Below are 21,357 nucleotides of genomic sequence, written 5' to 3'. Positions count from 1 at the left end.
TATGCAACTCAACATTTCAGGCCATCATGTAGAATTGACCCCCTCCCTGAAGGACTACGTCATCGAAAAGTTCAATAAGCTCGAGCGCCACTTTGATCACATCTCCAATTGCCAGGTGACCCTGGAGGTGGATAAGGTGCGGCAAATTGCGGAGGGCACCATGCATGTGTCTGGCGGAGAAATCCATGCAAAGGCGGAAGATCAGGACATGTACGCGGCCATCGATTCCCTGATTGACAAGCTGGACCGGCAGGTCCTCAAGCACAAGGAAAAGAACGTGGAGCGGATGCACGGCAACGGCCAGCGCTGAGCGCCGCCGTTTCCCATTCGATCCGCTGACAAAACGCGCTGCGGCACTGACGAGGTGCCGCAGCCTTTTTTTACCAGACTGCAGTCGATCCCATGAGCGACCCATCCCTGACCATAGACACCATCCTCTCGCCCGAGCTGACCCTGTGCCGGGTGCCCGCGTCCAGTAAGAAGCGGGTACTGGAGTTCATCGCCGAGCAGATCCACCAGCGTGATGAAACGCTCGATGATACCCAGATGTTCAACAACCTGGTGGCCCGGGAGCGCCTGGGCAGTACCGGCATCGGACAGGGTATTGCCATACCCCACTGTCGGCTTGAGGGCCTGGACCGGGTGATTGGCGTCCTGCTGACCCTTGAGGAAAGCGTGGAGTTTGACGCCATCGACAACCAGCCGGTGGACCTGGTGTTTGCCCTGATCGTGCCCAAAGAGGCGACCAGCGAGCACCTTGAGCTGTTGAGCCAGCTCGCCGAGAAATTCAACCAGCGCTCGTTCTGCGAGCAGCTGCGCGCCAGCGACAGTGCCCGGACGCTGTATGAGCGGATGACGGGCAGCGCCGCCTGAGGCGGCCACCAACGAGGGTCCCGGACATGAAGCTGATCATTGTCAGTGGCCGGTCAGGTTCCGGCAAAAGTACCGCCCTCCACGTACTGGAGGACCTGGGCTTTTACTGCATCGACAACCTGCCCATCGGTCTGCTGTTCCCGCTGACCCGGGAAGCCACCAGTCAGGCCAGTACCGGACGGCTGCACCGCATGGCGGTTAGCATCGACGCCCGCAACCTGTCCGGCGAAATCGCCAATTTTGGTGAGATCTACGCCCAGCTCCAGCAGACCGGCGTCAACGTCGAGATCATCTATCTGGACGCGGACGAACAGGCCCTGCTGCAGCGCTTCCACGCCACCCGCCGGAAGCACCCGCTCAGTGACGACCGCACCTCCCTGCGGGAAGCGATCAGCCACGAAAAGGCGCTGCTGGAGCCGCTGTCCAAGCTGGCGGACCTGTACGTCAACACCACCGGCATGTCCATGTACGAGCTGCGCGACCAGATCAAGCAGCGGGTCGCCGGCCGCAAGGGTCAGGAGCTGGCCCTGTTGTTCCAGTCGTTCGGCTACAAGCACGGGGTGCCACTGGACTCCGACTACGTCTTCGACGTTCGCTGCCTGCCCAACCCATACTGGGACAACAGCTTGCGCAAATTCACCGGCATTGATCCGCCGGTCATCGAGTTCCTCGAACGGGAACCGGCCACCCGGGACATGGTCTCGGACATCACCGGCTTCCTGGACCGCTGGCTGCCCTCCTTCGCCGACAGCAACCGCACCTACATGACCATTTCCATCGGTTGCACCGGCGGCCAGCACCGGTCGGTGTACATCTGTGAGCAGCTGGGGGCGCATTTCCGGGCGCAGTACGCCAACGTTCAGGTCCGCCACTCCGAGCTGCCCCATTTGCAAGCCCGCGGAGAGATCTGAGGCACCATGATTCGTCGGCCCATTACCATCATCAATAAACTCGGCCTGCACGCCCGCGCCACCGCCAAGCTGGTGGCCACCGCGTCCCGCTTCGACAGCCAGCTGCGGATTGCCCGCAACGGCCGGGAAGTGGACGCCAAGAACATCATGCAGGTGATGATGCTGGCCGCCAGCCAAGGCACGGACGTGGAGCTGATTGCCGAGGGGCCGGACGAGTCCGACGCCATTGCCGCCCTCGTGGCCTTGATTGACGATTACTTCGGAGAAGGCGAGTGACCGACCTGCTCGAAAAGAGCCAGGCCAGACAGCGTCTCCGGTCGCTCAACGAAGCCCTCGACAGCGGTGCCCTGCGTCAGGTTGCCCGCATCCTTAACGGCGGCCTCAGCCCCAGCGACATCGCCCACCTGCTGGAATCGTCGCCGCCGCGTCAGCGCGCCCTGCTTTGGAGCCTGGTGGAAAAAGACCTCGAAGGCGAGGTCCTGCAATACCTCAGCGACGACATCCGGGGCTATTTTCTCAGCCAGTTGAACGCCCAGGAGTTGGCGGGCCTGCTCGAGGACTTCGAATCCGACGACCTCGCGGACCTGCTCCAGCAATTGCCGGACACGGTCATTCAGGAAGTCCTGGACGCCATGGACGAGCAGGACCGGCAGCGGGTCGAGGCCGTTCTGTCCTACCCGGACGACACCGCCGGCGGCCTGATGAACACGGACACCGTGACGGTGCGCCCGGACATCAGCATCGACGTGGTGCTGCGCTACCTGAGGCTGCACCGTACCCTGCCCCCGATGACCGACAGCCTGGTGGTGGTGAGCCGGAAAGACGACTACATTGGCGTGCTGCCGATCAGTCGCATCCTGGTGTCGAACCCGACCGCCACCGTGCGGGAGGTCATGGATACGGAAATCGAACCGATTCCAGTAACCTTGTCCGATGACAAGGTCGCGACCCTGTTCGAACGCTATGACCTGATCTCCGCGCCCGTGGTCAACGACCAGGGCCGGCTGCTCGGGCGTATCACCATCGATGACGTGGTCGACGTTATCCGGGAGGACGCGGACCACTCCCTGATGAGCATGGCCGGCCTCGATGAAGACGAAGACACCTTTGCACCGGTGCTGAAAACCGCGCGCCGAAGGGCCGTCTGGCTGGGCATCAACCTGATTACGGCGTTCATCGCCTCGGCGGTGATCGGTCTATTCGAGGGCACCATCAGCAAAGTGGTGGCCCTGGCGGTGCTGATGCCCATCGTGGCGAGCATGGGCGGCATCGCCGGCAGCCAGACGCTGACTCTGGTGATCCGGGGCATGGCCGTGGGCCAGATCAGTTCCGGCAACGTGGGCTGGCTGCTGAACCGGGAATTCCTGGTGGGTGCCCTGAACGGCGTGTTCTGGGCGCTGACGGTGGCCGTGACGGCGGCGCTCTGGTTCGGGGATCTTCTTCTGGGCGGCATCATCGCCGCGGCGCTGATCATCAACCTGCTGGCGGCGGCGCTGGTGGGGACCGTGCTGCCCCTGTTTTTGAAGTCCCGCAACATTGATCCGGCCCTGGCCGGCAGCGTCATCCTGACCACCGTCACCGATGTGGTTGGCTTCCTGTCGTTCCTGGGGCTGGCCACCTGGTTCTACCAATAACCCGCTTACGCAACGGTATCGACAATGACAGACCCCATGGACAGCGAACATCCAGACGATCTGGGCCCCAGCAAGTCCCAGCTTAAGCGGGAGATGCACGCCCTGCAGGATCTGGGCAAACGCATGCTGGATCTGAGCGACGAACAGCTCGACGGACTCCCGGTCAGCGAGCCGCTGAGGGCGGCCATCGTGGAGTCCCGCCGCATCCGGCAGAACGAAGCCCGGCGGCGCCACCTGCAATACATCGGCAAGATCATTCGCCACGAGGACGACGTGGAGGCGCTGGACCGGGCACTGTCCGCGTTCGACGCGGGCAGCGCCGAGCACACCCGGCGTCACCATCTGGCTGAGCGCTGGCGGGACCGGATGATCACCGAGGGCGATGCGGCGGTCGCGGAATTCATTGACTACTGCCCGTCCGCCGACGTTCAGCACCTGCGCAACCTGGCCCGAAATGCCCGGCGGGACGCGGAAAAGCAGAAGAACACCGGCCACGCCCGCAAGCTGTTCCGCTACCTGCGGGAGCGCATCGACGAGGTCGAGTAACGTCCGCGGCTACTGGCCGTTGTCGAACACCCGCCGCAGCTTCACCTGCGGATCGTCCCAGGTGCCGGTCACGCCATAGCTGGCGCTGGTCAGTTTGCTGAGCGGGTCACCCAGCAGTTTGTCCAGCACAAACAGGGCCCCGCCCACCGGGGCCGCCGCACCCATCAGCAGCGCCGCCAGGGGCAGATTCTGGGTCAGCGGCAGCACCACCACCAGATTCATATCCAGGGTTTCCTGGCCCAGATCGGTGGTGCCGCTGAGCTTGAACGCGCCCGAGGGGCCGACAATCTGCACCTCGGGGTCCAGGGTGACCAGACCGTTGAGAATCTGCGCCTTGCCCGAAAGCGCATCAAAGGCCACCCCCCGCTCGTACAGGTCCGAGAAATCCAGCTTGAGGCGGCGCCACAGCGTGTCGGCGTTGAGCAGGTTGAAGATACGGAACACCTGGGCGGTGTTGCTCTGCTGCAGGATCACCCCGTCGTCCAGTCTCGCTTTTACCGACCCGCTCAGCTTCCGGGCACTGAAGGCGTCAGGCCGGCCCGGCCAGTCGATGTCTAGCTCAATGTCCGTTTTCTTGTTGGTCAGCGGAATCTCCGCGCCAAACAGCTGGTTCAGATCCGCCAACTGGCCACCGGTGATCGAGCCTTTGAACCGGCTCATCTCCCGATCCCTGAGCACGCTCCAGGTCAGGTCCCCTAGCAGGGTCAGGGAACTGAGCCGGGCCTCCATGTTGATCACCCTCAGCCGGTAAGGCTCCGGGCGCAGCTGGAAGGCCCAGTGCCCCAGATCGCTGTCGTTGATCTGCAGGCTGGCGATGGCGACGTTCACATCCGGCCATGAGCCCATGTCCAGCTTACGGAACGCCCGCAGCTGGTCCTCAAAGGTCAACAACTCTTCCTGCGCGTTGCCGGCGGTCGCGTCCGACTTCGCCCGCAGCAGATGCACCCGTTCGAAGTCTGCCACCACCGGGCCACCGTCCGAGGGGATAACCAGCCGGCCTTTAGCCCGGGCGGAATCGGTGGTGACCACCCACCGGTCCGGCAGGGACAGGCCATTAACGGCGATATGGTGGAGGGTGCGATCCCCCAGGGCCAGCCGCTTTACCATCAGATCAAACCCCGTGTCTTTCCAGCGCAGGTCCGCGGCCAGACGCGTTCCCCAATCGGCACCGATGGCCAGGCCATCGGTGCTGGCCGGGTCCAGGGTCACCGTCAGCGGAGCCGTCTCGGCGGCCGCCTTGCCCAGGGGCTCCGGCCAGTCAACGGCGACGCCGGACAAATCCGAGGTAAAGGTGATCGGCGAGGCGGTGCCCCGGGATACGGTCAGTCCGGCCCGGTAGCGCATCCGGCCGGACAGGCCGAAGCCCTGGTCCCCCGGCAGACCCCACTGGTGGAACGCCTGGGGCAGGGTCACGGCCCCCTGCTGGGAAATCTCGAGCCCGTCCCTGGCCGAGCGCAAGGACACGGTCACCGGCTCTCCGAGAAATCGGGCTTTGAGGGGGGTGCCGGAGAAGCCCCGGCGGGAATGATAGACCAGGTCGCCGCTTACCGACTGCCAGGCAAGGCCCGCCTCCGGGTAGCGAACCGTGGCGTTCTGAGGCCGTACCCGAGCCTCAACGACAGGCGTTTTGCCCTCGGCCAGGGGCAGCGACAGTGACAAGTCCAGCAGGAACCGACCGTCCAGCGTCAGTGACCGGACCGAGTTCCCGGCCATGCCCCCGAGCGGGCTGTTATCAAGCCAGAACGATACCGCGTCCCCCGGGACCGACGCGGAGGCATCAACGTCCACCACCCCGCCATCCGGGCCGGACGTGACGGTGACTGTCCCCGGGTCCAGAGTCAGCCCGCCGGTGAGGCCGCCTTCCAGGGCCACCCGGGTATCGCCGTTGTGAACCGTCACCTCACCACGGGCTTCCGTCACCGGCGGCCACTGTTTGTCATACTGAACCGTCGCCTGATCAAACCGATAGCGCATGGAGGAGTCAAAGCTGCCCCGGGGTGCCTGGGCGCCAATCTGGCCAAAGCCGTAGTAGACGCCCTCCACAATCCGGGCGCTCTGGATAGATTCCGTCAACCATTGGTACAGGCCCGGGCTCACCAGATGCACCGGCACGAAGCTGGCCAGCATGCCCGCGTTGCCGTTGTCCACGCCGATCCGCAGGCCCAGGACGTCCTCTCCGCCCTGCACCAGCTTGAGATCAAAGGCGCCGGTCAGCCCGGTATCCTTCTGGTACTGCATGGCAAGGTTGTCCGCGAAGACGCGGGTGGTGAGGCCATCAAAGGACCAGGCGACCGTGCCGGTAAGGCGGTCAAAGGTCCAGGGTCCCTGGAACAGATCCGGGAACGCCAGGACAACTGGCCCACCTCCGTCGGACAGTCGCACCGAGCCGCCCTCCGCCGTCATCTGCAGTTGGCCGTTGATACCGGACACCCCTGGGGCCCCGCCATGGGCTTGCACGTCAATGTCCCGGAGCGCCCCGGTCAGGTCGAAGCCGGGGTCGCCATCGCCCGGAATCCGCAGGCGGGCGTCGTCCAGGTAGCCGGCCGGCTTGTAGTCGGAGAGCGCCGCCGACACCGCCGGCGACAACACCGGCAGCGTGGTGAGCAGGCGACGCAGGGGCTCCAGCGGCACCGCATCCGCTGCCAGCCGGACCTCACCGGCCGGGCCCGGGCTCAGCCGGGCGCTGAACGGCGGCACCGGCTCTCCGTTCCACTGCCACTGAAGGTCACGAAGGTGCCACTCACCCAGGGATGCCAAACCGCTGGCGCCGGTATCCGCGGTCCGTCGCCAGCCAATCTTCGCCTGGATGTCCTCCAGGGTGGCCACGGTCTCGCCGTCCTTGCCCAGCCGAAGGTACGGGGTCTTTACCTGGCCGTTCGCCTGCTCCAGTTGCCCGTCCCGGAAGGTCAGCCAGACCCGCCCGCCAAGATCAAAGCCCTGCACGCTGAGGCCGCGCCACCGATAGCCGTCCACCAGGGCATCAAACAGCCGACCGGAATTGACGTCGACAAACACCTGTCCGTTAAAACCGCCCCGGAAAAATTGCTGGCCCACCAGGGCGAACCGGGCCAGTTGCTGGGTCGTGCCTGCCTGAAACAGCCGCCCGGTGGCCCGAAACAGGCCACGGCGGTACACCAGGTCAAGTTGGGGAATATCCAGGTCACGGGCATTTCGGGCGTCGTCCAGAATCCTCAGGTGCACCCGGGTCAGGCGCACCGACGGCTCGGACAGCCATTCGCCCGCGACCGCCACCAGGTCTTCCAGCCGGGTCTGGCCATCGGTTGGCACGTCCAGCCCCCGTATCGACAGGCCTTGCTGCTCGCTCTGTTTGAGCGTCAGGGACAGGCCGTCGGCCTGAAACTCGGCGAACACCAGACGCTGGCGCGCCAGGGAGGCGAGAAAGGATGGGCGGATACGCAGGTTGTCCAGCCGCAGTGGCGCGCGGCCGTCGCCCGGCTCACCCACGCGGATGTTTTCTGCTTCAAACGTGGGGTCAAGCCAGTTCCAGCGGGCGGACAGATGGCCAACGGTAACGGGCTCGCCGAGACGGACGGTCAGTGCTTCAGCCAGATCCCCGCGGAACCGGTCGATGTTGGCGGTCAGTTGCCGACCAATGCCCACGTACAGGGCAAACAGCAACAGCAGCGCCAGCAGCAGCCACCAGACCAGGCTGGCCAGGCGGGCGGCCCAGCCGGACGGAGAGGGTTCGGTGGCAGCCATGGCACGTCAGCGTCCGCGGCCGGCCGCCTCAGAGCAGCACCACATCAAACTGCTCCTGGCTGTAGAAGGGTTCCACCTGGAAGCGGATGCTCTTGCTGATGAAGGTTTCCAGGTCGGCAACGTTGTCGGACTCTTCGTCGAGCAGGCGGTCGACCACACTCTGGGAGGCCATCACCAGATAGCTTTCCGCCTCGTAGGCCCGGTTGACCCGCAGGATTTCCCGGAACACCTCGTAACAGACGGTCTCGGCGGTTTTCAGGAAACCCCGGCCATCGCAGATCGGGCACGGCTCGCACAGCACCTGTCCAAGGCTCTCGGTGGTGCGCTTTCGGGTCATCTCCACCAAGCCCAGTTCGGACACGCCGGTGATCTTCGTTTTGGCGTGGTCGCGCTCCAGCATCTTCTCGAGCATCCGGTGCACCTGGCGCTGGTGCTCAGGGTCTTCCATGTCGATGAAATCAATGATGATGATGCCGCCGAGATTGCGTAGCCGCAGTTGCCGGCTGATCGCGCGAGCCGCCTCGAGGTTGGTCTTGAAGATGGTCTCCTCAAGGTTCCGGTGCCCCACGAAGGCGCCGGTGTTGATGTCGATGGTGGTCATCGCTTCGGTCTGATCGATGATCACATAGCCGCCGGATTTGAGCTGCACCTTTCGGCTCAGGGCCTTCTGGATTTCGTCCTCAACCGAGTACAGATCGAAAATCGGCCGCTCGCCCGGGTAATACTCCACCTTATCGGAGAATTCCGTGACGAACTCCTGCACGAACTCGATGACGCGCTGGTAGCTCTCCCGACTGTCGATGCGCACTTTTTCGGTCTGCGGGCGCACGAGGTCCCGGATGGTGCGGATAAACAGCGGCAGGTCCTGATAGACCACAGCCGGCGCCTGCACCCGCTCCACCCGCTCTTCAATCGACTGGCTCAACCGGTGGAGATACGCCATATCGGCAATCAGGTCGTCGGCGGGCGCGGCCTCGGCGGCCGTGCGGATGATGTAGCCGCCGTTTACGTCCTCATCCTCCCGGGATGCCTGCTCGACGATGGTTTTCAGGCGCTCACGCTCACCGTCGTCCTCGATGCGTTGGGAAATACCGATGTGGCTGACGCCGGGCATGAATACCAGGTAGCGGGACGGGATGGACAGTTGGGTGGTCAGGCGCGCGCCTTTGGTGCCGATGGGGTCTTTGGTGACCTGAACCACCAGCGACTGCCCTTCCCGCAACAGTGTGCGGATGTCCGGTATGGTTTTGGGGGCGTCCGCCAGTTCGTCGCCGGCGTTCTGGCCGGTGATCACATCCGACGCGTGGATAAACGCGGCCCGCTCCAGACCGATATCGACAAACGCGGCCTCCATGCCCGGCAGCACCCGCACGACCTTGCCCTTGTAGATATTCCCGACAATGCCCTTGCGGCTGGTCCGCTCAATGTAGGCTTCCTGCAACATGCCGTTCTCGACCAGGGCCACCCGGGTTTCCACCGGCGTCACGTTAATCAGGATTTCTTCGCTCATGTTTAGCTCTCCAGATGGCGTGGCCAGTGGGTCCAGACCGGGCATCCGGCGTTGGCGAGCAGGGCGGCCGTTTCCAGCAGAGGCAGACCGACCACCGCGCTGTAACTGCCCTGCAGGGACTCGACAAAAATACCACCAAGCCCCTGTATACCGTAACTACCGGCCTTGTCCATGGGCTCGCCGCTGTTCACGTAGGCGTGAATTTCCTCGGCCGTCAGGGTTCGGAACCGCACGTCCGTGACCACCAACCGGACCTGGCAATCCTGCCTCCGGGCCAGGGCCACCGCCGTCATCACCTGGTGGGTCTGGCCAGACAGACGGGCCAGCGTGGCGCGGGCTTCGTCGGCATCGGCGGGCTTACCCAGAATCTCATTGCCCAGTACCACGGAGGTATCCGACCCCAGCACCCAGGCCTCCGGCCGCGCCTGGGACACCGCCCGCGCCTTGTCGCAGGCGAGCCTGGCCACATACTCCGCGGCCGGTTCGCCGGGGCGTGGCGTTTCATCGACGTCGGCCGGCATAACCTCAAAGCTGAGCCCCATCTGCTTGAGAAGATCGGCACGGCGAGGTGACTGGGAGGCGAGTACCAGCGGCATCAGGGTTGCCTCCACATCAGCCCAGCTTCCGATTCAGGTTATCCAGCAGGCCGGAGAGGAACGGCCAGATCAGCGCGCCCGTGGCCGCCGGCCAGAGGTAGCTGAAACCGGTGTTATCAGCGCCCAGCAGCTGCTTGAGAAAATGCACCAGCATCTGATTGATGCCCAGCACCAGGAACACCATCAGGCACTGCTGGATCAGCGGGTACATGCGAAGGCGCTGGTGCATGGTCAGCACCAGGAAGGCGATCACCGCCATCGCCAGGCCGTTGACACCCAGCGGCGTCGATTCAAGTACATCCAGCAGCAGCCCCAGACACCAGGCCAGGAGGATGCCAAAACGCCCCGGCGCCCGGAAGGTCCAGTAAAACACCATCAACCCGAGCCATTCCGGCCGGAAGGTGAGCCAGTCCAAGGGGAACAGGGAAATGCTCAACACCAGGGCCAGCAGGATGGACACCGCAAAGAGGGGGTAGCTGATGACCGAGAGCATTACGGCGCCTCCCCTTCGGCGGGCGGCAGATCCCCGTTGAACGCGTTCGGATCAGACCGGTCGCCGTCGGCCTTGGGCGCCGGGAACACCACCAGCACCATGCGGCTCTGGTTCAGCTCCGCCATTGGGGTTGCCTTGATGGACACGAACGGGTCCCCGGGCTCCTGAGAAATGTCGCTCACTTCCGCCACCGGGTAGCCGCGGGGAAAGCGGCCACCCAGCCCGGAACTCACCAGCAGGTCGCCGGTCCGGATATCCGCGGTATTGGGTACATGCACCAGATCCAGGGTATTCGGGTCGCCGGTACCCAGCAGGATGGCCCGCAAGCCATTACGGACCACTTCCACCGGCACGGCGTGGCTGCTGTCAGACACCAGCAGCACCCGGGACGTAAACTTACTGGTCTGGATCACCTGGCCCATGAGGCCGTGGGCGTCCAGAATGGCCAGCCCTTCGCGAACGCCGTCGTTGGAGCCCTTGTTGATCACCAGCTCGTGGGAAAACGGATCCGGGGACACGCCCACCACTTCGCCAACGATAACCCGATCGTCCAGCACTTCGGCGGAATTGAGCAGTTGACGGAGCTCATTGTTCTCGGAGGCCAGGGCGGCGTATTTGAGCGCCCGCCGCTCCAGGATGAGCAGGCGGGCCTTAAGGTCCTCGTTTTCCTGCTGCAGATCGTCCTTGGAGACAAACAGGCCGGCAAACCAGTCCGACAGGTTGGCCGGGGCGTTGCCCAGCCAGTACACCGGCGCCAGGCCGGTGGCCAGGGTACTGCGAACCTCGGACAGCTTGCCAAAGCGTCCGTCCGCCACGATCAGCGCCGCCGACACGACCACCACCAGGAACAGACGGAGGCCGGGCACCGGCCCCTGCACGAAGATGGTTTTAATGGCACGTCCTCCCCATGGGGCTTACCCCTCCTGGGAGAACATCCCGATCCCGCCACGATCGATCACTTCCAGCGCTTTGCCGCCACCGCGGGCAACACAGGTCAGCGGATCTTCGGCGATGATCACCGGCAGGCCGGTTTCCTCACTGATGAGTTTGTCGAGCCCGCGCAGCAGCGCGCCACCGCCGGTGAGCACGATGCCGCGCTCGGCGATATCGGAGGCCAGCTCTGGCGGGGACTGCTCGAGGGCGCTCTTGACGGTCTGGACGATCTGGGCCAGGGACTCCTGAAGCGCGTCGAGGATCTCTTCGCTGTTCAGGGTGAATGCCCGGGGAACGCCCTCGGCCAGGTTGCGGCCGCGAACGTCGATTTCCCGGACTTCCAGACCTTCATAGGCGCAGCCGATTTCGTGCTTGATGCGCTCGGCGGTGGAGTCGCCGATCAGGCTGCCGTAATTGCGGCGCACGTAGGTGACAATCGCCTCGTCGAACTTGTCGCCACCCACCCGGACCGATTCCGCGTAGACGATGCCGTTCAGGGAGATGATGGCAATTTCGGTGGTGCCGCCACCGATATCGACGATCATGGAGCCGCTGGCCTCTTCCACCGGCAGGCCGGCGCCGATGGCAGCGGCCATAGGCTCTTCAATCAGAAATACTTCACGGGCACCTGCGCCCAGAGCGGATTCCCGAATGGCCTTGCGTTCCACCTGAGTGGATTTGCTGGGCACGCACACCAGTACGCGGGGGCTCGGGGTAATGAAGCTGTTCTCATGCACTTTATGGATGAAGTGCTGGAGCATTTTTTCGGTGACCACAAAGTCGGCGATCACGCCGTCCTTCATCGGGCGGATGGCCGTGATATTGCCGGGAGTACGGCCGAGCATGCGTTTGGCTTCGGCGCCGACGGCGGCGACCATTTTCTGGGAACCACTGGTGCGGATGGCGACAACGGACGGTTCGTTCAGGACGATACCCCGCTCTCGGACGTAGATCAGGGTGTTGGCGGTACCCAGGTCGATGGAAAGGTCGCTGGAGAAGATGCCTCGGAGTCGTTTGATTAACATTCGTGTAGTTTCAACCTGAGCGTTGCGGTTGCGGAGAAGAATGCGGCAACTTTAGCAGTGAGCACCTACTCAGGCAAGGCGCCATCGGGGCCCGCGGCTTACCGTTGTCACACATTTGCTGCGGCAGGCGGGCCAACTTGTGGGCCGATTCTGGTACTATATCGGGCTTTATTACAGACGATGTTCCAGGTGTGACGAGCAACGGTGCGCAGAGGCTTGCGGGGCAGGCTGTCCAAAACCCGCTCCTGGCGGCACGTCCCTGTGACGCTTGAGCTCAGCCATCCCTGGCTTCGCACAGTTTTGGACAGCCTGCCCCGCAAGCCCCTCCAGAACCCATGGTCGCTTCCGGAACACCGCGCTAATTGCGCTGAAGGGACACGTCGGTCTGTTTGGCCGAACTCCCGCTCTATTAAATAGTTTTCACGCACCATCTTTTGGAGGCAACGTGAGCATTTCCCGCAAGGACATCGAAAAAGTAGCGGTGCTTGCCCGGATTCAGGTGGACGACGCCCAGGTCTCCGCCCTGGAAAAGGACCTCGGCAATATCCTGGACCTGGTGGACCAGCTGGGCGCCGCAGATACCGAGGCGGTGGCCCCCATGGCCCATCCGCTGGACGCGGTGCAGACCCTGCGCCCGGACGTGGTCACCGAGACCAACCAGCGGGAGGCGTTCCAGGCCATCGCGCCGGCCACGGAAGATGGGCTGTATCTGGTTCCCCGGGTCATCGAATAACGCGCCGGCACGGTGTGGCCGTGTATAAGGCGTTGAAGCAGGCCTTCTGACGATCAGCGATTTCAGGATTCACGATGCATAACAAATCCGTAGCAGAGCTTTCCAGAGAGCTGGACAGCGGCAAAATTTCCAGCGTGGAGCTGACCCAGCAGTTCCTCGACCGTCTCAAGCGTGAAGACGGCAAGTACAACAGTTTTATTACCATCTCTGAAGAACAGGCCCTCGCAGAGGCGAAGGCCGCCGATGAGATGCGCGCCGCCGGCAAGGCCACGGTGTGGACCGGGGTGCCGTTTGCCCACAAGGACATTTTCTGCACCAGCGGCATTCGCACGTCCTGCGGTTCGAAGATGCTGGACAACTTTGTGCCACCGTATGACGCGACCGTGACGGCCAATTTCAAGGCCGCCGGCGCGGTGTGCCTGGGCAAGACCAACATGGACGAATTCGCCATGGGGTCTTCCAACGAGTCCAGTTTTTATGGCGCGGTCACCAACCCCTGGGGACTGTCCAGCGGTGACAAGCGGGTACCGGGCGGCTCGTCTGGCGGCTCGGCAGCAGCCGTAGCAGCGCGCCTGGTACCGGCGGCGACCGGCACAGACACCGGCGGTTCCATTCGCCAGCCGGCGGCGTTATGCGGCATTACCGGCTTGAAGCCGACCTATGGCCGGGTGTCCCGCTACGGCATGATTGCCTTTGCCTCCTCGCTTGATCAGGGCGGGCCCATGGCGCGCACGGCAGAAGACGCGGCGCTGATGCTGAACGTGATGGCGGGCCATGATCCGAAGGATTCCACCTCCATCGACCGGGACGTGCCGGACTACACCGCCACCCTGAACGAGCCGCTCAAGGGCCTGAAGATTGGCCTGCCGAAGGAGTATTTCAGCGACCAGCTCTCCCCCGCCATGGAGGAGCAGGTGCGCAACGCGGTGCGGGAATACGAGAAGCTGGGAGCGACGGTAAAAGAAGTCTCCCTGCCGAACGCCAAACTGGCCATTGCCGCCTACTACGTGATTGCCCCGGCGGAGGCCTCGGCCAACCTGTCCCGGTTTGACGGTGTGCGCTACGGCTACCGCTGCGCCGAGCCGAAAGACCTGATGGACATGTATACCCGCACCCGGGCCGAGGGCTTTGGCGAGGAGGTCAAACGGCGGATTCTGGTGGGCACCTACGCGCTGTCCGCCGGCTATTTCGACGCCTACTACCTCAAGGCACAGAAAGTGCGCCGGCTGATCCAGCAGGATTTCATCAACGCGTTCAAAGAGGTGGACGTGCTGATGAGCCCGGTCACCCCTTCCCCGGCGTTCCGTCAGGGTGAGAAGACCACCGACCCGGTCACCATGTATCTGGAGGACGTGTTCACCATCGCCATCAACCTGGCGGGATTGCCGGCCATGTCCGTGCCGGCGGGGTTTGTGGACGGCCTGCCCGTTGGGCTGCAGATCATCGGGGATTATTTCTCCGAGGCGCGCCTGCTGAATGCGGGGCATCAATTCCAGCAGGTGACCGACTGGCACCAGCGTGAACCCCAATAAGCCCGGACTAGGAGACGAACACATGCAGTGGGATATCGTGATCGGGCTGGAAATTCACGTTCAGCTCGCCACCCAGACCAAGATTTTCTCGGGCTCCAGCACCGCCTTTGGCGCCGAGCCCAACACCCAGGCCAACGCCGTGGATCTGGCCATGCCCGGCACCCTGCCGGTGCCCAACGAACAGGCGTTCCGCTACGCGGTGATGTTCGGCCTGGCCACCAACGCCGAGATCGGGCGCCGTTCGGTGTTTGAGCGCAAAAACTACTTCTACCCGGACCTGCCGAAAGGCTACCAGACCACCCAGCTGGCCGAGCCGATCGTCGGCCCCGGCTACGTGGACATCGACCTGGCCGGCGGCCGCACCAAGCGCGTGCGCATTCACCACGCCCACCTGGAAGAGGACGCCGGCAAATCCCTGCACGAGGATTATCACGGCATGTCCGGCATCGACCTGAACCGGGCCGGCACGCCGTTGATCGAGGTGGTCACCGAGCCGGACATGACCAGCGCCGAGGAGGCCGTCGCTTTCGCCAAGAAGCTGCACAGCATCGTCACCTCGCTGGGCATCTGCGACGGCGACATGTCCCAGGGCTCCATGCGCTTTGACGTGAACATCTCCCTGAAGCCGAGAGGCTCGGACACCCTGGGCACCCGCACCGAGACCAAAAACCTGAACTCCTTCCGGTTCATGGAACAGGCCATCGCCCACGAGGTGGAGCGGCAGATGGACATCCTGGAAGACGGCGGCACCATCGTGCAGGAAACCCGCCTGTACAACGGCGACCGCGACGAATCCCGTTCCATGCGTACCAAGGAAGAAGCCAACGATTACCGCTACTTCCCCTGCCCGGACCTGCTGCCGGTGGAGATCGACGACGCCTTCATCGAAGACGCCCGCAGCCGCCTGCCGGAGCTGCCGGACGCCCGCAAGGCCCGCTTCAAGGACCAGTACGGCCTGAACGACTACGACGCCGGCATCCTGGCCGCGGACGCCAAACTGGCCGCGTTCTTCGAGCAAACCGTGGAGCACGGCAAGGACGCCAAGCTGGCCGCCAACTGGATTCAGGGCGAATTTTCCGCCCGCCTGAACGCGGAAGAAACCTCCGTGGCCGAGGCCCCGATCACCGGCGCGCAACTCGGTGCCCTCGTCACTCGCATCGCTGACAACACACTGTCCTCCGCTGGCGCCAAGAAGGTGTTTGAAGCGCTGTGGGCGGGCGAGCACGACGACGTGGACGCGATCATCGAGGCCAAGGGCCTGAAGCAGGTGTCGGACACCGGCGCCCTGGAGTCGATGGTGGATGAGGTGCTGGCCGGCATGCCGGATCAGGTGGCCCAGTACCAGAACGAGGAAGACCCGAAGAAGCGCAAGAAGATGCTCGGCGGCTTCATGGGACCGCTGATGAAGGCCTCCAAGGGCCAGGGCAACCCCAAGCTGTTCAACGAGATTCTGGTGAAGAAGCTGGGGGGCTGACGTTTTTCCTTTAGGCTCGATACCAGCCTGCCGGCTGTTACTGGGCTTTTTGGCTGGTTGCGGCGCGCGGGTGGGTCAGGCCTTCCAAAACCCGCTCCTTCGGCACGTCCCTGTGACGCTTGAGCGGCGCCATCCCTGGCGCCGCACAGTTTTGGAAGGCCTGACCCACCCGCACGGTTGAGCTTCGGAGTAACCGCCAGTTGAAAGACAGGAAACGGAACACTGGATAGAGAAAGTTGAGGCTGCCCGTCTAAACACGTCGCGGACGGGTCCGCACTCGTTCCATTCTTCAACGCACAATTTAGGCACGATAGGGCTAACAAGCCCTGGCGGGTGGCGCCTCCCAAAAATGTGCGGAGCCAGGGATGGCGGAGCTCAAGCGCCCATGGATGGCCGAAGGAGCGTTTTTTGGGAGGCGCCACCCGCCAGGGCGCTCTCCCACAATCTAAAGGCGCGGGCATTACGCCGGACGCAGCAACTCTCGATCAAACCAGCCGAGCCCAAAGATCATGCTCGTCGGCGTGCTCCACCACCGCCTGTACGATCTGGCCCGGCGCCAGACCGGTTTCGCCGTTCAGATACACCATGCCGTCAATCTCCGGCGCATCCGCCTTGGAGCGGCCAATCGCGCCTTCTTCGTCCACTTCGTCGATGAGGACATCGATGGTCTTGCCGATCTTGGCCTGCAGGCGGGCCGCTGAAATCTCCGCCTGCTTCTCCATGAAACGAGCGAGGCGCTCTTCCTTAACCGTCTCAGGAACCGCACCTTCAAGCTCGTTGGCCTTGGCACCGTCAACCGCGCTGTAGGTAAACGCCCCCACCCGGTCCAGCTGCGCCTCATCCAGCCAGTCGAGCAGGTACTGGAAGTCCTCCTCCGTCTCGCCGGGGAAGCCAACGATGAACGTCGACCGGATGGTCAGGTCCGGGCAGATCTCCCGCCATTTGCGGATCCGCTCCAGTGTCTTGCTATCGTGGGCCGGCCGCTTCATCGCCTTCAGCACCTTCGGGCTGGCGTGCTGGAACGGAATGTCCAGGTACGGCAGGATCTTGCCCTCGGCCATCAGCGGGATGATGTCGTCCACATGCGGGTACGGGTACACGTAGTGCAGCCGTACCCAGACGCCGAGATCGCCCAGGGCCTCACACAGCGCCTGCATCTTGGTTTTCAGCGGGCGTCCCTGCCAGAAGCCGGTGCGGTACTTGGTGTCCACACCGTAGGCGGACGTATCCTGGGAGATCACCAGCAGCTCTTTGACGCCGGCATCCACCAGGCGTTGCGCCTCGTCCATCACATCGCCGATCGGACGGCTCACCAGATCGCCCCGCATCGACGGGATGATGCAGAAGGTGCAACGGTGGTTGCAGCCCTCGGAAATTTTCAGGTAGGCGTAATGCCGCGGCGTGAGTTTTATGCCCTGGGGCGGAACCAGATCGACAAACGGATCGTGTTGCTTTTTCGGAGGCACATATTGATGGACGGCACCGACCACTTCCTCGTAGGCGTGGGGGCCAGACACCGCGAGGACGCCCGGGTGGGCCTCCCGGATGCGATCCGCCTCGACGCCCATGCAACCGGTGACGATCACCTTACCGTTTTCGCTCAGCGCCTCGCCGATCGCATCCAGTGACTCCTGCTTGGCAGCGTCGATAAAGCCGCAGGTGTTGACCACGACGATATCCGCGTCGTCATAGCTGGGGACGACGTCGTAGCCGTCGAGGCGAAGCTGGGTCAGGATGCGCTCTGAGTCCACCAGGGCCTTGGGGCAACCCAGGCTGATAAAACCCACTTTGCCGCCGGTGCTGCTGGCGTTTCCATCGACGGAGATCTGGCGTGTATCGGTCATGATGCGATCAGGATTCCCGGAACGGCCTCGCCGTCCCTGTTGCAAGAAAATGGGTGAATTCGGCCCCGCAGTTTACCCCAGCGGCGGCGCCGGATTCAGCTACGAATTCACCGCTATAGGATACAGACCTCTTGCTGTACACAAAACAAACACCTAAACTTTGGTGTTGTCAGTCTTTTTATCTGGAAGGAATGAAATGGGTAAGGTCGCTTCTTTTCAGACGGGCCACGCCAGAAGAGTCAGAATGAAGAACCTCGCAGCGAAACCCAATCTTCGCAACCAGCAGCGCGTGGACGTCGCCACCGACATCACCATTGAAAAGCCGGATGGCGAATCCCTCACCTGCGCGGTGGCCAATCTGTCCCGCAGCGGCGTGATGATCTCCTGTAACATGCAAACGGTCAGACAACTGCTGCCGCGTCAGGCGGCACCCGTACCGGGGCAATGGATTCCGGTGCGCACCCGCTTCTCCGTGCCGGTGTTGCCCACCCAGCCGGTCGCCATTGTCGCCGACGGCAATATCGTTCACCTGCGACGGGTCGCGAGGGACGAGTTCCATGTCGGCATCCAGTTTGCCGAGTTCGAGGGTAACGGATTCGACTACGTGGACCGCTACGTTTCTACCCTGCTCACGGAAAGCTGCAGCAACCGGTAAATTGCCTTAATCGCCACACCGCCCCTTCATCGCCGGGCCGCCCCCGACTTCCCCAGGCCGTCACGGTGTCCCGCGCCGGATCAATGGACGCGCTATAGGTTTATAACACAATGCTCTAGGTTCGGGCCTTCTTATGCCGTGAATGGCTCTGGTATAGTTCAGCTCTGAACGACTCCAGCCACAACGGCCAAACGGCAATGGACGACCATGAGCATCTATAACCTCACACACCTGAAGCAGCTGGAAGCCGAGAGCATCCACATCATTCGGGAAGTCGCGGCGGAATTCGACAACCCGGTCATGCTGTATTCCATCGGCAAGGACTCGGCGGTCATGCTGCACCTGGCGCGCAAGGCCTTTTTCCCAGGCAAGCTGCCCTTCCCCCTGCTGCACGTGGACACCACCTGGAAATTCCGGGAAATGATCGAATTCCGGGACCGGATGGCCCGGGAGCACGATCTGGACCTGATCGTGCACATCAACGAGGAAGGCGTGAAACAGGGCGTAGGGCCGTTCACCCACGGCAGCGCCAAGCACACCGACATCATGAAAACCCAATCCCTCAAGCAGGCGCTGAACAAGTACAAGTTCGACGCCGCGTTCGGGGGCGCCCGCCGGGACGAGGAAAAATCCCGCGCCAAGGAGCGCGTGTACTCATTCCGGGACGAAAACCACCGCTGGGACCCGAAAAACCAGCGTCCGGAGCTCTGGAACATCTATAACGGCAAGGTTAACAAGGGCGAAAGCATTCGCGTCTTTCCCCTGTCCAACTGGACCGAGCTGGACATCTGGCAATACATCTACCTGGAAAACATCGAAATCGTGCCCCTGTATTACGCCGCCAAACGCCCGGTGGTGGAGCGGGACGGCACGCTGATCATGGTGGACGACGACCGGATGCCGCTGAAAGAAGGCGAGACACCGATGATGAAATCCGTGCGTTTCCGGACCCTCGGCTGCTACCCGCTGACCGGCGCGGTGGAGTCGGAAGCGGCCACGCTGACCGACATCATCCAGGAAATGCTGCTGACCAAGACCTCTGAGCGCCAGGGCCGGGTGATTGACCACGATTCGGCCGGCTCCATGGAACAGAAAAAGCGCGAGGGTTACTTCTGATGTCCCACACGTCCGAGCTGATCGCCAACGACATTCAGGCCTACCTGAAACAGCACGAAAACAAGGAACTGCTGCGCCTTCTGACCTGCGGCAGCGTCGACGACGGCAAGAGCACCCTGATCGGGCGCCTGCTGCACGACACCAAGATGATTTATGAAGACCACCTGGCCAGCCTGAAATCCGACAGCGCCAAAATGGGCACCACCGGCGAGAAGCTGGACCTGGCCCTGCTCGTGGACGGCCTGCAGGCCGAGCGGGAACAGGGCATCACCATTGATGTGGCCTACCGGTATTTCTCCACCGACAAGCGCAAGTTCATCATTGCCGACACCCCGGGCCATGAGCAGTACACCCGCAACATGGCCACCGGCGCGTCCACCGCGCAACTGGCGATCCTGATGATCGACGCCCGTTATGGCGTACTGACCCAGACCCGGCGGCACTCCTACATCGCCTCGCTCCTGGGCATCCGCCACATCGTGGTGGCGGTGAACAAGATGGACCTGGTGGACTTCAGCGAAGACCGCTTCAACGAGATCCGGGACGACTACCTGGCGTTTGCCGCCAAGCTGGGCCTGAAGGATATCCGCTTCGTGCCGATGTCGGCCCTGGAAGGCGACAACGTCGTAAGCCGGAGTGAAAACACGCCCTGGTTCGACGGTCAGCCGCTGATGGAAATCCTGGAGACGGTGCAGGTGTCCCGGGACAAGAACCTGGAGCACTTCCGCTTCCCGGTACAGTACGTCAATCGGCCGAACCTGAATTTCCGGGGCTTCTGCGGCACCATCGCCTCCGGTGTCATTCGTCCGGGCGATGCGGTGATGGCATTGCCGTCCCGCCGCACCAGCACAGTGAAAGAGATCGTCACTTTCGACGGCAGCCTTGACCAGGCCTACATCGATCAGGCGGTCACCCTCACCCTGGAAGACGAAATCGACGTCAGCCGGGGCGACATGCTGGTCAAGGTCGGCGACGAGCCCGATGTAGCCAACCGGTTCCGGGCCAACATCGTCTGGATGACGGATGCGCCACTGGAGACCGGGCGGCTGTATGACATCAAGCTGGGCCCGAACTACACCTCCGGCACGGTCAAGACGATCCTCCACCAGACCGATGTGAATACCCTGGAGCAACGCCCTGAACCGGGCCAACTGGCCCTGAACGAGATCGGCCTGTGTGAGCTCACCCTGAATCAGCCGGTGGCGTTCGACGCCTACCCGCGCCAGCACAGCACCGGCAGCTTCATTGTTATCGATCGACTGACCAACGTCACCGTCGGCGCCGGCATGATCGAGGGCCGGACGGATGGCGTCGAGTCCCTGGACCCGGTGACCCCAGACGAGCGGGCTCGTCGCCTGGCTCAGAAGCCGGTCATCATCGCTTGCAACGGCAGCCAGGCACCCAAACTGGCGCTGGCCGTTGAGCGGGCGCTGTTTGATCTCGGCAAGACCGCGGTCGTGGTCTCCGAGGAAAACACCGGCGACGCCGACGAGCGCCGTCGCGTGGCTCAGCTGCTGATGGCCCATGGCCTGATCGCCATTGCCGTGAACCTCGGCACCGACATCGCCCACGCAAGCGCCACGGCGGACGCCGACGCCGGCATTCCCGAGGCAGTGGCTGGCCTGCTCAAAAGCCTGACCACCGGCAAGCGGCTCTGATCCGGCGGCGGCTCACGGCCGCCACACCTGTCGGCCTGAAAAGGACCCCGCGTCATCGTCCGATGGCTCGGGGTCTTTTTTTATCCCCGGAGGTTTCTGTGGCA

General features: G+C 63.3%; 18 protein-coding genes and 1 pseudogene. 12 read left to right on the top strand and 7 right to left on the bottom strand.

The genetic code is table 11. From position 1 onward, the window contains the following. Position 1 precedes the first annotated feature (1 nt). From hpf to yjgA, 6 genes are all read left to right on the top strand, one after another. Positions 2-310: a ribosome hibernation promoting factor gene (gene hpf, locus V3388_RS04380; RefSeq protein WP_336366299.1), complete on the top strand. Its 309-nt coding sequence runs from the start codon at positions 2-4 to the stop codon at positions 308-310. Between the two features lie 92 nt (positions 311-402). Continuing rightward, complete coding sequence (gene ptsN / locus V3388_RS04375; RefSeq protein WP_336366298.1) at positions 403-873, top strand: PTS IIA-like nitrogen regulatory protein PtsN; 471 nt, start codon at positions 403-405, stop codon at positions 871-873. Between the two features lie 26 nt (positions 874-899). Then, on the top strand, positions 900-1,784 hold the full coding sequence (gene rapZ, locus V3388_RS04370) for an RNase adapter RapZ (protein ID WP_336366297.1): 885 nt from the start codon (positions 900-902) through the stop codon (positions 1,782-1,784). Between the two features lie 6 nt (positions 1,785-1,790). Further along, a complete protein-coding gene (locus V3388_RS04365; protein ID WP_336366296.1) occupies positions 1,791-2,060 on the top strand; it encodes an HPr family phosphocarrier protein in 270 nt (89 codons plus the stop codon). Next, a complete protein-coding gene (gene mgtE, locus V3388_RS04360) occupies positions 2,057-3,418 on the top strand; it encodes a magnesium transporter (protein WP_336366295.1) in 1,362 nt (453 codons plus the stop codon). The genes V3388_RS04365 and mgtE overlap by 4 nt, the downstream gene beginning before the upstream one ends. A gap of 36 nt (positions 3,419-3,454) precedes the next feature. Further along, positions 3,455-3,964 (top strand): ribosome biogenesis factor YjgA, encoded by a 510-nt coding sequence (gene yjgA, locus V3388_RS04355; protein WP_442915604.1) that lies wholly within the window; start codon positions 3,455-3,457, stop codon positions 3,962-3,964. A 9-nt stretch (positions 3,965-3,973) separates the two neighbouring features. Here the strand turns inward: yjgA and V3388_RS04350 are convergent, their stop codons facing one another. Genes V3388_RS04350 through V3388_RS04325 form a run of 6 tightly spaced genes read right to left on the bottom strand, consistent with a single transcriptional unit; the run spans position 3,974 to position 12,241 of the window. Next, the gene (locus tag V3388_RS04350; protein ID WP_336366293.1) at positions 3,974-7,684 is read right to left on the bottom strand and encodes a YhdP family phospholipid transporter; all 3,711 of its coding nucleotides are present in this window, start codon (positions 7,682-7,684) and stop codon (positions 3,974-3,976) included. Positions 7,685-7,712: 28 nt separating this feature from the next. Continuing rightward, a complete protein-coding gene (gene rng, locus V3388_RS04345; RefSeq protein ID WP_336366292.1) occupies positions 7,713-9,194 on the bottom strand; it encodes a ribonuclease G in 1,482 nt (493 codons plus the stop codon). A gap of 2 nt (positions 9,195-9,196) precedes the next feature. After that, on the bottom strand, positions 9,197-9,793 hold the full coding sequence (locus V3388_RS04340; protein ID WP_336366463.1) for a Maf family protein: 597 nt from the start codon (positions 9,791-9,793) through the stop codon (positions 9,197-9,199). Positions 9,794-9,806: 13 nt separating this feature from the next. After that, positions 9,807-10,283, bottom strand: coding sequence for a rod shape-determining protein MreD (gene mreD, locus V3388_RS04335; protein ID WP_336366291.1), 477 nt, complete (start codon positions 10,281-10,283; stop codon positions 9,807-9,809). Continuing rightward, on the bottom strand, positions 10,283-11,161 hold the full coding sequence (gene mreC / locus V3388_RS04330; protein ID WP_336366290.1) for a rod shape-determining protein MreC: 879 nt from the start codon (positions 11,159-11,161) through the stop codon (positions 10,283-10,285). Before mreC ends, mreD begins: the two co-directional genes overlap by 1 nt. A 36-nt stretch (positions 11,162-11,197) precedes the next feature. Further along, on the bottom strand, positions 11,198-12,241 hold the full coding sequence (locus V3388_RS04325) for a rod shape-determining protein (RefSeq protein ID WP_336366289.1): 1,044 nt from the start codon (positions 12,239-12,241) through the stop codon (positions 11,198-11,200). Positions 12,242-12,686: 445 nt separating this feature from the next. Here V3388_RS04325 and gatC point away from each other — a divergent pair, with 445 nt between their 5' ends. From gatC to gatB, 3 genes are all read left to right on the top strand, one after another. Next, positions 12,687-12,974 (top strand): Asp-tRNA(Asn)/Glu-tRNA(Gln) amidotransferase subunit GatC, encoded by a 288-nt coding sequence (gene gatC / locus V3388_RS04320; RefSeq protein WP_336366288.1) that lies wholly within the window; start codon positions 12,687-12,689, stop codon positions 12,972-12,974. Positions 12,975-13,048: 74 nt separating this feature from the next. Beyond that, positions 13,049-14,506: an Asp-tRNA(Asn)/Glu-tRNA(Gln) amidotransferase subunit GatA gene (gene gatA / locus V3388_RS04315; protein WP_336366287.1), complete on the top strand. Its 1,458-nt coding sequence runs from the start codon at positions 13,049-13,051 to the stop codon at positions 14,504-14,506. 22 nt (positions 14,507-14,528) lie between these two features. Further along, positions 14,529-15,980 carry an Asp-tRNA(Asn)/Glu-tRNA(Gln) amidotransferase subunit GatB gene (gatB, locus tag V3388_RS04310; RefSeq protein ID WP_336366286.1) on the top strand — a complete coding sequence of 484 codons (1,452 nt, stop codon included), beginning with the start codon at positions 14,529-14,531 and terminating at the stop codon, positions 15,978-15,980. Positions 15,981-16,465: 485 nt separating this feature from the next. On the opposite strand, the gene rimO is transcribed toward gatB, so the two are convergent. Beyond that, positions 16,466-17,824 carry a 30S ribosomal protein S12 methylthiotransferase RimO gene (gene rimO / locus V3388_RS04305; protein ID WP_336366285.1) on the bottom strand — a complete coding sequence of 453 codons (1,359 nt, stop codon included), beginning with the start codon at positions 17,822-17,824 and terminating at the stop codon, positions 16,466-16,468. A gap of 244 nt (positions 17,825-18,068) precedes the next feature. On the opposite strand from rimO, the gene V3388_RS04300 reads away from it, so the two are divergent. The 3 genes and pseudogenes from V3388_RS04300 to cysN all read left to right on the top strand — a co-directional run bounded on the left by V3388_RS04300 (position 18,069) and on the right by cysN (position 21,253). After that, on the top strand, positions 18,069-18,479 hold the full coding sequence (locus V3388_RS04300; protein ID WP_336366284.1) for a PilZ domain-containing protein: 411 nt from the start codon (positions 18,069-18,071) through the stop codon (positions 18,477-18,479). A gap of 198 nt (positions 18,480-18,677) precedes the next feature. Beyond that, positions 18,678-19,595 (top strand): annotated as a pseudogene (gene cysD / locus V3388_RS04295) (sulfate adenylyltransferase subunit CysD); the annotation flags it as partial. Then, positions 19,595-21,253: a sulfate adenylyltransferase subunit CysN gene (cysN, locus tag V3388_RS04290; protein WP_336366283.1), complete on the top strand. Its 1,659-nt coding sequence runs from the start codon at positions 19,595-19,597 to the stop codon at positions 21,251-21,253. The pseudogene cysD and the gene cysN, both read left to right, overlap by 1 nt. Positions 21,254-21,357 lie beyond the last annotated feature (104 nt).

Source organism: Marinobacter sp. C2H3 (assembly GCF_037080155.1).
Classification (GTDB): Bacteria; Pseudomonadota; Gammaproteobacteria; order Pseudomonadales; family Oleiphilaceae; genus Marinobacter.
Note: the sequence above shows the minus strand (reverse complement) of the source record. Positions and strands in the feature narration are given on the sequence as shown.

Excerpts from the sequence above, each read along its gene's own strand:
- V3388_RS04350 (WP_336366293.1), bottom strand. The coding sequence starts at position 7,684 with ATGGCTGCCACCGAACCCTCTCCGTCCGGCTGGGCCGCCCGCCTGGCC.
- rimO (WP_336366285.1), bottom strand. The coding sequence starts at position 17,824 with ATGACCGATACACGCCAGATCTCCGTCGATGGAAACGCCAGCAGCACC.
- V3388_RS04365 (WP_336366296.1), top strand. The coding sequence starts at position 1,791 with ATGATTCGTCGGCCCATTACCATCATCAATAAACTCGGCCTGCACGCC.
- gatB (WP_336366286.1), top strand. The coding sequence starts at position 14,529 with ATGCAGTGGGATATCGTGATCGGGCTGGAAATTCACGTTCAGCTCGCC.
- rapZ (WP_336366297.1), top strand. The coding sequence starts at position 900 with ATGAAGCTGATCATTGTCAGTGGCCGGTCAGGTTCCGGCAAAAGTACC.
- hpf (WP_336366299.1), top strand. The coding sequence starts at position 2 with ATGCAACTCAACATTTCAGGCCATCATGTAGAATTGACCCCCTCCCTG.
- gatA (WP_336366287.1), top strand. The coding sequence starts at position 13,049 with ATGCATAACAAATCCGTAGCAGAGCTTTCCAGAGAGCTGGACAGCGGC.
- V3388_RS04325 (WP_336366289.1), bottom strand. The coding sequence starts at position 12,241 with ATGTTAATCAAACGACTCCGAGGCATCTTCTCCAGCGACCTTTCCATC.
- cysN (WP_336366283.1), top strand. The coding sequence starts at position 19,595 with ATGTCCCACACGTCCGAGCTGATCGCCAACGACATTCAGGCCTACCTG.
- V3388_RS04300 (WP_336366284.1), top strand. The coding sequence starts at position 18,069 with ATGAAGAACCTCGCAGCGAAACCCAATCTTCGCAACCAGCAGCGCGTG.
- yjgA (WP_442915604.1), top strand. The coding sequence starts at position 3,455 with ATGGACAGCGAACATCCAGACGATCTGGGCCCCAGCAAGTCCCAGCTT.
- ptsN (WP_336366298.1), top strand. The coding sequence starts at position 403 with ATGAGCGACCCATCCCTGACCATAGACACCATCCTCTCGCCCGAGCTG.
- rng (WP_336366292.1), bottom strand. The coding sequence starts at position 9,194 with ATGAGCGAAGAAATCCTGATTAACGTGACGCCGGTGGAAACCCGGGTG.
- mreD (WP_336366291.1), bottom strand. The coding sequence starts at position 10,283 with ATGCTCTCGGTCATCAGCTACCCCCTCTTTGCGGTGTCCATCCTGCTG.